Raw genomic sequence first — 10,418 nt, 5'->3', positions numbered from 1 at the left:
CACCCGGATGTGCTCCGGGGTGGTGCCGCAGCAGCCGCCGACCAGCCCCACGCCGTACTCGGTGATGAACCGCTCCAGGGCCTCGGCCAGCTCCACGGGAGTCAACGGGAAGTACGCCCCGTCGGCGGTCAGCACCGGCAGGCCGGCGTTCGGCATCACCGACAGCGGGATGCGGGAGTGCTGCGACAGGTACCGCAGGTGCTCGCTCATCTCCGCCGGGCCGGTCGAGCAGTTGAGCCCGATCAGGTCCACCCCGAGCGGCTCGATCGCTGCCAGGGCCGCACCGATCTCGCTGCCCACCAGCATCGTGCCGGTGGTCTCGACCGCCACGTGGCAGATGATCGGCACCGACTGGCCCAGTTCGGCCATCGCCCGCTTCGACCCGACCACGGCCGCCTTGACCTGGAGCAGGTCCTGGCAGGTCTCGATGATCAGCGCATCCGCGCCACCCTCGATGAGGCCGGCGGCGTTCTCCTGGTACGCGTCGCGCAGGGTCGCGTAGGCGGCGTGCCCGAGGGTGGGCAGTTTGGTGCCCGGCCCGATCGACCCGAGCACGAACCGGGGCCGCTGCGGGGTGCTGGCCGCGTCGGCGGCCTCCCGGGCGATGCGGGCGCCCGCCTCGGACAGCTCCCGGATGCGCTGCGGGATGTCGTACTCGGCGAGGTTGGCCAGGTTGGCGCCGAACGTGTTGGTCTCCACGCAGTCCGCGCCGGCGGCCAGGTAGGCGTCGTGCACCCCACGCACCACGTCCGGCCGGGTGACGTTGAGGATCTCGTTGCACCCTTCGAGGCCGTCGAAGTCGTCGAGCGTGAGGTCCGCGGCCTGCAGCATCGTGCCCATCGCCCCGTCGGCGATGAGAATCCGGTCGGCCAGCACATCCATCAACGAAGTCCGCACCCGTTCAGGTTAGTGCCGTCCCCACCGCACCCAGCGCCCCTCGGCACCCGATCCCATATTGTGTCAGCGGGATCACCCTGTCTGGTTCGTTCGTGTATGACCGGTCGTCGGTCCGGTGGACCGGCGCGGCCGACGGGCCGCATCCCTGCCCGGCACGTAGGCTGGCGGACGTGAAGGACAACAGGGACGCCGCTGTGCCACACGGTATGACGACCGGGCGCGATCCCGGCGCCGACCGCGACGAGCAGGGTGAGGTGACGGCGTGACCGAGTTCGACGGACTGCCGGTGCTGCGGTCCCCGGTGGCCATCGCCGCCTTCGAGGGCTGGAACGACGCCGCCGACGCGTCCACCGCGGCCGTCGAGCACCTGGAACAGGTCTGGAACGCGCGGCAGATCGCCGAGCTGGACCCGGAGGACTTCTACGACTTCCAGGTCAGCCGGCCCACCATCACCATGGCCGACGGGGAGACGCGCCGCGTGGAGTGGCCGACGACCAGGTTCATGGTGGCCAGCCCGGAGGGCACCGACCGCGACGTGGTGCTGATCCGCGGCATCGAGCCGAGCATGCGCTGGCGGACGTTCTGCGAGCAGGTGCTGGAGATCTGCCACAGCCTCGAGGTCGAACGGGTGGTGCTGCTCGGCGCACTGCTGGCCGATGTTCCCTACACCCGGCCGCTGCCGATCAGCGGCAGTGCGTCCGACGCGCAGGCCGCCGAGCGCTACCAGCTCACCCCCACCCGCTACGACGGGCCGACAGGCATCGTCGGTGTGCTGCACGACGCCTGCACCCGCGCCGAGGTCGACGCCGTGTCGTTCTGGGTGCACGTGCCGCACTACGCCAACAACCCGCCCTGCCCCAAGGCCACCCTCGCCCTGCTGCACCGGGTCGAGGAGGTCGTCGACCTGCCGGTGCCGATGGCCGACCTGGCCGAGGAGTCCGCCGAGTGGGAGCAGCGGGTGCGCAGCGCCGCCGAGCAGGACGCCGAGCTGGGCGAATACGTCCGTGAGCTGGAGGAACGGGTCGGCGACGAGGGCATCACCCCGTTGACCGGCGACGAGATCGCCCAGGAGTTCGAGAAGTACCTGCGCCGACGGGGCGGTTCAGCCGGCCCGACCGCCGGCTCCTGGTAGCCAACTGTTCACTGCGGGCCCTCGGACCTTCTCTGGTCCGAGGGCCCGTTTTTTGGCGTGTCCGGGGTGGCGCCGTCACACCCGCTAGGGCATCCTAGGAACCTAGATGTGATCAAGGAGGCGGGTGTGCAGATCAATCCCGGGGCCGCCGAGTTCCCGCACCGACAGATTGCCACGCAGCTCAAGGCCCAGGTCCGCCGCGGCGACTGGGGACCCGGCGAGCGACTGCCGTCCATCCCGGCCATCGCCGAGATGTTCGGCGTCGCCAAGCAGACCGTGCAACGCGCCGTCGACCAGCTGCGGGTCGAGGGCATCCTGATCACCAAACCCGGCTCCGGTACGTACGTCCGGGGCACCCGCCGCCGACTCAACCGACTCTCCCGAGGGCGGTACGGCGGCTTCCGCGGCTACCACACCGACCTGGCCGCCCGGTACCGCCAACAACTCGTCTCGGTCGGCCACTCCCCCGCCCCCGCCGAGGTCGCCGACGCGTTCGGGGTGCCCGACGGCACCAACCTGCTCTGCCGGCGACACCTCGTCCGCACCGACGACTCCCCCGTCGAGGTCGGCGCGTCCTGGTTCCTGCCCCGCGACACCGCCGGCACCTCGCTGGAGCGCACCGAGGCCTTCGGCCGCCCCCTCTATCAGGAGGCGGAGGAAGCCACCGGGCGGCGGTACGTCTCCGCCACCGACACGATCAGCGCCCGCCAGCCCAGCCGGGAGGAGGCCGAGACACTCCAGATCCGGCCGGACACCCCGGTGCTGCACCTGCTGCACGTCGCGTACGACACGCACCACAAGCCGATCGAGGTGGCCCAGGCCACCTGGCCCGGCCCGATGACGACCCTCACCGAGGAATACAAGATCCCCGCCCCGACCCCCGACCCGGAGCCCGACCCCGGCCTGGTCCTGGGCTGACCCCACCAATCCCGCCCACGCCCCGCGCGATCCGCGCCCATCCCGTTGATCATGAGGTTGACGGGTCCGGCGGAGATCAAACCGCCCGTCAACCTCATGATCGACGGGGGCGTCGCGGTGATCGACTCTGGTTGCAGGAAATCGGGGCATCACACCGGCCCGGACACCGCGACTTCCTGAAAGCCGAGTCGATCACGCCCGCTGCGGCGAGGCGCGCGGCGCCGCAGCGAGTCGATCACGCCCGCCGCGGCGAGGCGCGCGGCGCTGCGGCACGCGTGCCGTCTGCCGGGAGAGGTGTCAGAGGCGGATGCCCAGGAGGGCGTCCACCGTGTTCGCGAAGAGGGCGGGCGCTTCGGCGTCGTCCGTGGCGCCGGCGAGGGTCGCCTCGACCCAGCGGTCGGCGACCGCCAGGGCACCGGGAGTGTCGAGGTCGTCGGCCAGGCGCTCGCGTACGCCGGCCAGCAGCTCGGCCCCGGACGGCCCGGCCGGCGCGGCGGCGGCCCGCCGCCAACGGTCCAGGCGCTCCTTGGCGGTCGTGAGCAGCTCGTCGGTCCAGGTGCGGTCGCTGCGGTAGTGCCCGGAGATCAACGCCAGGCGGACCGCCATCGGGTCGACCTTGTCGGCGCGCAGCCGGGACACGAAGACCAGGTTGCCGCGGGACTTGGACATCTTCTCGCCGTCCAGGCCGATCATCCCGGCGTGCACGTAGTGCTCGGCGAACGGCGCCTGACCGGTGAGCCGCTCGGCGTGCGCGGCGGACGCCTCGTGGTGCGGGAACAGCAGGTCGTTGCCGCCGCCCTGGACGTCGATCCGGTCGCCGAGCAGGTTCAGCGCGATGACCGCGCACTCGATGTGCCATCCCGGGCGGCCCGGGCCCAGCTCCCCGCCCGGCCAGGACGGCTCCCCCTCGCGGGCGCCACGCCACAGCAGCGGGTCCAGTGGGTCGCGCTTGCCGGCGCGGTCGGGGTCACCGCCGCGCTCGGGGAAGATCTCCAGCATCTGCTCGCGGGTCAGGTTCGACTCGTAGCCGAACCGGCCCGTGGCGGAGATGTCGAAGTAGACGTCGCCGGTGCCGTCGTCGAGGCGGTACGCGGCGCCGTCCTTGAGCAGCACCTCGACCTTGTCGGCGATGTCCGGGATGGACTCGACAGCGCCCACGTAGTGCTCCGGCGGGATGATCCGCAGCGCCTCCATGTCCTCGCGGAACAGCGCCGTCTCCCGCATCGCCAGGACCACCCAGTCCTCGCCGTCGCGGGCGGCCCGCTCCAGCAGCGGGTCGTCGATGTCGGTGACGTTCTGCACGTAGCGCACCGGGCGGCCGGCGTCCCGCCACATCCGCTGCACCAGGTCGAACGTGATCATGGTGGCGGCGTGGCCGAGGTGGGTGGCGTCGTACGGGGTGATGCCGCAGACGTACATGCTCCCCGCGTCGGCCGGTTCGCTCGGGTGGACACCCTGCCGCGCCGAGTCGTACAGCGCCAACGGCTTGCCCCTGCCCGGCAGCCGTGGCACCTCGTGTCCCGCCCAAGACTCCATGGGATCAGCCTAGCCAGCCCGACGACGAGGTCGGAGCGCCTCACGGGTGATCAAGATGACAACGGGTCACATGGGTGGCCAGGGGATCGCCGGCCAGTCCTCCGGTGGCTGCGGGAAGCGACCGGTCTCGCGCAACCGGTCGATCCGGGAGGCCACCTCGGTCACCTCACTGATGGTGAGGTGGTCGGCCAACTCCGCGCCGAGCGCGCCGGCGATCTGCCCGGCGAGCCCGTCGAGCATCTCCACGGCGTCCGCGGGCAGCTGCTTGCCGGCCCAACCCCAGAGCACCGTACGTAGCTTGTCCTCCACGTGGAAGCTCACCCCGTGGTCCACGCCGTAGATCCGGTCGTCGGCACCGACCAGCACGTGAGCGCCCTTGCGGTCCGCGTTGTTGATCACTGCGTCGAGCACCGCGAGGCGGGCCAGCCGCGGGTCGTCGGCGTGCGCGAGGGCGTACGCGGCGCCGTCGTCGTCGCGGGCCGCGGCGATCGGGAACCAGCGTGGCGGCAGCTCACCGGCCGGCAGGAACCCGACCAGCGGCTCGGCGTCCTCCGGCTCGTCGATCCACAGCTGGCAGGAGCCGGGGCCGAACGGGCCGTCGCGCAGCACGGTGGGCGGCACCAGGTCCCAACCGGTCGCCCTGGAGACCAGGTATGCCGAGACCTCCCGGCCGGCCAGCGTGCCGTCGGGGAAGTCCCACAGTGGGCGCTCGCCCCGGACCGGTTTGTAGACGCAGCGGGCGGTGACGCCCTCCAGGGTCAGGATGCCGCGCAGGGTCGTGTTGGACGCGTCGACCAGCCGACCTTCCAGGTCGAGCACGCCGTCACGCAGCAGCCGCAGCGCGGCGTCGCCGTCCTGGCGAGGCTGGAGGCCGGACGAGGTCACCGGTGATAACCGTTGTGCCGCGGGCACAGGTGCCCGGCGGGGTCCAACGGTTGGCCGCAGAGCGGGCACGGCGGCCGGCCCGCGTTGACCACTCGCCGGGCCCGCTCGATGAACTGGCGGGTCGCCTGCGGGGTGAGCCGGACCCGGAGCCGGTCCAGGTCCTCGTCCGGCTCTTCGTCCTCGTCGTCGTCTTCGTCCTCGTCGTCCTCGTCGCCCAGCTCGACCTCGGGCTCCACCTCGCCCGCGGCGATCGCCTCGATCACCACGGTCGCGGTGTCCACGTCGAAGGCCAGCCCGAGGGTCCCGACCCGGAACTCCTCGTCGACCGGAGTGTCCAGTGGCTCGTTGTCGCCGATCACCGGCGCCAGCTCGGGCAGATCCACCCCGAAGCGACGTTGTGCCTCGGTGAGCAGCTCCTCCAGCTTCTCGGCGAGCAGGGACACCTGGACCTTCTCCAGCGCGACGCTGACCAGCCGGCCGCCGCCGCGAGCCTGCAGGAAGAACGTGCGCTCCCCCGGCGGCCCGACAGTCCCGGCGACGAACCGCTCCGGCGGTTCGAAGGCGTGCACCTGGTGGGTCATACCCACGACCCTATCCGGCCCGCCATGGCACCGCGCACCCCACCGACCCGAATCACCGTGGTCCCCGCCACGCCCGGCGCACCGGCCCTTGCACCCGGGCGTGGCGCACTCCGGCTCACCGGCCGGCCCCCGCGCCGCCGCCCACCGGGGCGTCGGAGTCGGCCGCGCTCGTCGCCGCCCGCGCCGCCCGACGGCGCTTGCGTGGCGGCGGCGCGAGTGCGGCCAGGTCGCCCCCGGTGTCGTTGAGCCGCAGCAGGAACGGCCGCAGCGTCGTATACCGGATCGCCGTCACCGACGCCGGGTCGGCCACGATCCGCTGAAAAAGATCAAGGTGTACGCCGAGCGCGTCGGCCACGATCGCCTTGATCACGTCGCCATGGCTGCACGCCAGCCAGACCGCCTCCGGGCCGTGCTCGGAGGCGATCCGCGCATCCCATGCGCGCACCGCCGCGACCGCCCGTGCGGCCATCGCCGCCATCGCCTCACCCTGCGGGAAGACCACGGCGCTGGGGTGCTGCTGGACCACCGGCCAGAGCGGCTCCTTCGCCAGCTTCTTCAGTGGCTGTCCCTCCCAGGCTCCGTAGCCGCACTCGATCAAGCCCTCCTCCACGAGCGGGTCGGCGTCGGGCAGCGCGAGCTCCAGGGTCTGCCGGCACCGGATGAGCGGGCTGGTCACCACCGCGGCGAGCGGCACCGACCGCAGCCGCTCGCCGACCGCGGCCGCCTGGGCCCGGCCCGTCTCGTCCAGCTCGACCGGCTGGCGGCCGGCCAGGCCGCCGTCGGCGTTCGCGGTCGTCCGGCCGTGTCGCAAAAGCAGAAGGGTCGCCACGGGGACCACCCTATGACCTGCGCCCGACCGGCAGCATCGCCCTCCGGCCTGCCCGTGTCCGCGTCGCCCGAGGGGATCGGACGGGAAACGGATCGAGCCGCTGCCTTGGCGGTAAAATACCGAATGCCCGGGTTGTCCGGGCCCTCTGTCCGGAGGGTGTGAAAGGCGATGGGCGACCCGGCACCCGCGCAGGCCTCGGCCATCTCGGACCCGCAGGACGTGTACGGGGAGTTCCGGCGCCCGCTCCTGGTCCTCGCCCTCACCACCGGCATCGCCGGCTTCGTGGACGCGTTCGCCTTCCTGCGCTACGGAGCGTTCGTCGCCAACCAGTCGGGCAACGCCGTCCTCCTGGGCATCGGCCTGGCCGGACGACACGCCGCCTGGCCCGAGTCCGCGGCCTCACTGATCGCGTTCGCCGCCGGCACGGGCGTGGTCTCACAGGTACGCGCGGCACGGAGCCCGTGGTCGCCGTCCTTACGGGGACTCGCCTGCGCCGTGGCCACGCTGGCGCTCTGGGCGGTGCTCAACGTCCTGCTCCACCACGGCCGGCAGGGCGGGCCGCCGCGGATCGCGCTGGCCGCCGCGGGTGGCTTTGCCATGGGCGCGCTGGCGACCCTGTTCGTCCGCACGGCCGGGATCACCACCCACATCACCTACCAGTCGGGCACGGTGGCGAAGATCGGCGAACGCGTCGGGCGTTGGCTCGCCGGACCGGACACCCGCCGGAAGCAGGCCCGCCAGGGCACCTTCCTCGGGCTCCTGGCACTGCTCTGCTACGCCACCGGAGGCGGCATCGGAACGCTGGCGCAGCAACAACCACTCTGGGTGCCGGCCTGGGGAACGCTCGCCCTGTCCGCCCTGTCGTTCCTGCTCCGTTCCCGCCGGTCGAAGAGGTGACCGAGGCCCGCGCCGACGTGCACCAGCTCAGCGGACGTCCGTCGCGAGCTGGACGTCCTGCACGAAGCACTCCGAGCGCTCGGCACCGTAACGACCCAGCACGTCCAGCACGGCGGACACCGCCTCGCGTTCCACCACGACCTCGACCCGGGCGCGGCCCACGAGGTCCTGGTCCTGCCAGTAGCCCCGGGGCAGCGAACGGGCAGTCGGTTCGGCGGTGGAGACCGTGGCGTCGAAGAGCACGATCGAGGTGGCTCCCGCACCGACCAGGGCGTCGCGTAGCTCCCGGGTGGTCGGCAGCAGCGTCGGATTGACCGTCGCGGTGACCAGCCGGGCGTTCTGGGCCGGCCGGGCGGGCCGTTCGGCGCCGCGTTCCCGTCCGGGTTCGCGTCGACGCTGCGGTGCGCCAGTGCCGTTGAGGCCCGCAACACCGCCCAGGTGGTACGCGTCGGCGTCTTGCTGGGCGTGGTCGAGGTTGTCCTGCTCGTCGGCGGGGGCACGGAGCCCGAGGACGGCCTGCACGGCGGCGGCAATCGCCCAACTGAGCACGAAGGAGAAGGCCACCACGGCGACCACGCCGACGATCTGGTGCCAGAGCAGGGACCCGCCTCCGCCGAAGAGGAGACCGTCCTTGCCGAGCGGGTTGACGCCACTGTCGCCGAAGAAGCCGACCAGCAGCGAGCCGAGCATGCCGCCGACGAAGTGGACCGCGAGGACGTCCAGCGCGTCGTCGAGCCGGAGCAGATACTTCAACCGCAACGCGAAGTGGCAGACGATTCCGGCGATCGCTCCGATGGCGATGGCGGAGAGCGTGTTGACGTACCCGGCGGCGGGGGTGACCGTCGCGAGCCCCGCGACAGCTCCGGAGACGCCACCCACGACGGTGCTGTGGCCGTCCTTCAACCGCTCCGCCACCAGCCAGACGAGCATGCCGGCGGCGGCCGCGAGATGGGTGTTGATCAGCGCCTGGGCGGCGAGCCCGTTCGCCTGGAGTCCATCGCCGCCGTTGAAGCCGAACCATCCGAACCAGAGGATGCCCGCCCCGAGGATGGTCAGCGGGATGGAGTTGGGCGGGGACGCGGTGCGGGGCCAACCACGGCGGCGTCCGACGACCAGCAGGGTGCCGAGCACCGCGGCTCCCGCGGAGGCGTGGACCACCATCCCACCGGCCCAGTCCTGGGTGCCGAACCGCGCCAGCCAGCCGTCGGGGTGCCAGAGCCAGTGCGCGACCGGCGCGTAGACCACGATGGACCAGATCGCCAGGAACGCGACCCAGCCGGCGAACTTCAGCCGGCCCGCGGTGGCGCCGGTGACGAGCGCGGGCGTGATCACCGCGAACATCATCTGGTACGCCACGAACGCCAGGGTCGGGATCGTCACCTGGCCGGTGACCACGTGCAGGTGGGGCGCGGGCGGGACCCGGAGGTCGTTGAGCCCGAAGAGTTCGAGGTTGCCGAAGAGGCCGGTGCCGGCGTCGTCTCCGAAGGCGATGGTGTAGCCGACCAGCACCCAGGTCAGGCTGACGACCCCCAGCGCGACCATGTTCTGCTGCAACATCGCGAGCACGTTGCGGGTGCGGACCATTCCACCGTAGAAGACGGCCAGGCCCGGGGTCATGAACAACACGAGGCCGGCGCAAACCAGCACCCAGGCGGTGTCGCCCGAGTTCACCGCGTCCTGAGCGAGCACGGAAGCTCACCTCTCCTCTCGGTACGGTCAGACGGAGTGCTTCACCGTCGAGACGACGGTCTCCTTGGCGCGTTCGTGGTTGGGCACCGGCGCGAAGTGCCGTTTGGGCAGCAGCAGCAACCAGGTGGCGATGTTGAAGGGTCCGGTGAGCACCGGGATGGCCAGTGGGGTGAGCACTGTCGCCAGGGCCATCTGGACGAAGAGCGTCAGGGCGATGCCGAAGAGGGTGTAGAGGGTCACCAGCGCTCCGGGACGGTGCAGCACCGCACCAACGGCGATCGCCGTCAACACCGCGTTGAAGCCGAACAGGCCCTTGTCCAGGGAGGCCGCGTCGGCGCCGAACCAGAGCGCCAGCAGTGTCGCGCCGACCGCGCCGATCACCGCGAAGAGCGCCGACCAGCGGGAGTTGACCAGCAGCGCGACCAGGATGATCAGGCCGGTGACCCAGCTGTTGATCAGATAGATCTGGGAGACCCCGCGCAGGAAGGTGGGGACCAGGTCCCAGTCGAAGCGCCCACCGGTCAACTGCCCCTCGCCGGGAAACATCGGCTTCAGGTTGGTCAGCACGGTGAACCGGTCGAACTGGTACGCGGCCAGCAGCAGCACCCAGGTGGTCAGCACGAACGGCATGGTGAACGCGGTCAGGCCCCAGGTCTTGAAGATCGCGTTCAGGGCCAGGGTGACAACTGTCGTGGCGATCGCTCCGAGCACCAGGTAGAGCCACATCAACGGCCGGTCGTCGAGGAATGTCGGGACGGCGATCCCGGTCAGCAGTGGGCTGAAGCCGAACAGTCCCTTGCGCAACGAGGGCTCGTCCACCCGCAGGGCGACGGCCGTGGCGGTGCCGACGACGAGACCGAGGACCGCTCCCCCGAGGATCCGTGGTTGCCCGTTCTCGAACGCTCCCCAGGCGATCGCGACGAGGACGAGCAGCCCGGTGAGCGGGTTGTTCTGCAGGACGACCTGTGCCGGCCCGCGCAGGCAGGCGTCGACGAACCCGATCAGAGGGTTGTGGTCACTCAGCCTGTCCCAGCTGCGGGTCACGCTCGTCACG

Annotated in this window: 10 protein-coding genes; 3 read left to right on the top strand and 7 right to left on the bottom strand. The window is 71.6% G+C overall.

The window, feature by feature from the left end:
- A partial coding sequence (locus KBX34_RS24915; protein WP_247672195.1) for a homocysteine S-methyltransferase family protein occupies nucleotides 1-882 on the bottom strand: 882 nt, incomplete at its 3' end.
- 277 nt (nucleotides 883-1,159) lie between these two features.
- On the opposite strand from KBX34_RS24915, the gene KBX34_RS24910 reads away from it, so the two are divergent.
- Nucleotides 1,160-2,029, top strand: a complete 870-nt coding sequence (locus tag KBX34_RS24910; protein ID WP_030332815.1) for a PAC2 family protein — start codon at nucleotides 1,160-1,162, stop codon at nucleotides 2,027-2,029.
- Between the two features lie 126 nt (nucleotides 2,030-2,155).
- A complete protein-coding gene (locus KBX34_RS24905; protein ID WP_088948070.1) occupies nucleotides 2,156-2,947 on the top strand; it encodes a GntR family transcriptional regulator in 792 nt (263 codons plus the stop codon).
- A 297-nt stretch (nucleotides 2,948-3,244) separates the two neighbouring features.
- On the opposite strand, the gene mshC is transcribed toward KBX34_RS24905, so the two are convergent.
- From mshC to KBX34_RS24885, 4 genes are all read right to left on the bottom strand, one after another.
- Nucleotides 3,245-4,483 carry a cysteine--1-D-myo-inosityl 2-amino-2-deoxy-alpha-D-glucopyranoside ligase gene (mshC, locus tag KBX34_RS24900; RefSeq protein ID WP_210927220.1) on the bottom strand — a complete coding sequence of 413 codons (1,239 nt, stop codon included), beginning with the start codon at nucleotides 4,481-4,483 and terminating at the stop codon, nucleotides 3,245-3,247.
- 66 nt (nucleotides 4,484-4,549) lie between these two features.
- Nucleotides 4,550-5,368 (bottom strand): SCO1664 family protein, encoded by an 819-nt coding sequence (locus KBX34_RS24895; RefSeq protein WP_210794119.1) that lies wholly within the window; start codon nucleotides 5,366-5,368, stop codon nucleotides 4,550-4,552.
- Complete coding sequence (locus KBX34_RS24890; RefSeq protein WP_088948067.1) at nucleotides 5,365-5,949, bottom strand: DUF3090 domain-containing protein; 585 nt, start codon at nucleotides 5,947-5,949, stop codon at nucleotides 5,365-5,367. Before KBX34_RS24890 ends, KBX34_RS24895 begins: the two co-directional genes overlap by 4 nt.
- 115 nt (nucleotides 5,950-6,064) lie before the next feature.
- Nucleotides 6,065-6,787 (bottom strand): MSMEG_4193 family putative phosphomutase, encoded by a 723-nt coding sequence (locus tag KBX34_RS24885; protein ID WP_210927218.1) that lies wholly within the window; start codon nucleotides 6,785-6,787, stop codon nucleotides 6,065-6,067.
- Nucleotides 6,788-6,946: 159 nt separating this feature from the next.
- Between KBX34_RS24885 and KBX34_RS24880 the strand changes: the two genes are divergently transcribed.
- Nucleotides 6,947-7,675 carry a YoaK family protein gene (locus KBX34_RS24880; RefSeq protein WP_210927216.1) on the top strand — a complete coding sequence of 243 codons (729 nt, stop codon included), beginning with the start codon at nucleotides 6,947-6,949 and terminating at the stop codon, nucleotides 7,673-7,675.
- A 27-nt stretch (nucleotides 7,676-7,702) separates the two neighbouring features.
- Here the strand turns inward: KBX34_RS24880 and KBX34_RS24875 are convergent, their stop codons facing one another.
- Both KBX34_RS24875 and yut read right to left on the bottom strand, forming a co-directional pair.
- Nucleotides 7,703-9,364, bottom strand: coding sequence for an ammonium transporter (locus KBX34_RS24875; RefSeq protein ID WP_307871487.1), 1,662 nt, complete (start codon nucleotides 9,362-9,364; stop codon nucleotides 7,703-7,705).
- Between the two features lie 27 nt (nucleotides 9,365-9,391).
- Complete coding sequence (gene yut, locus KBX34_RS24870) at nucleotides 9,392-10,417, bottom strand: urea transporter (protein WP_210794121.1); 1,026 nt, start codon at nucleotides 10,415-10,417, stop codon at nucleotides 9,392-9,394.
- Nucleotide 10,418 lies beyond the last annotated feature (1 nt).

The organism is Micromonospora sp. M61, from assembly GCF_018070245.1.
Lineage (GTDB): Bacteria > Actinomycetota > Actinomycetes > Mycobacteriales > Micromonosporaceae > Micromonospora > Micromonospora zamorensis.
The sequence above is the reverse complement of the archived record's forward strand: the minus strand, read 5'-3'. Positions and strand labels throughout refer to the sequence as shown.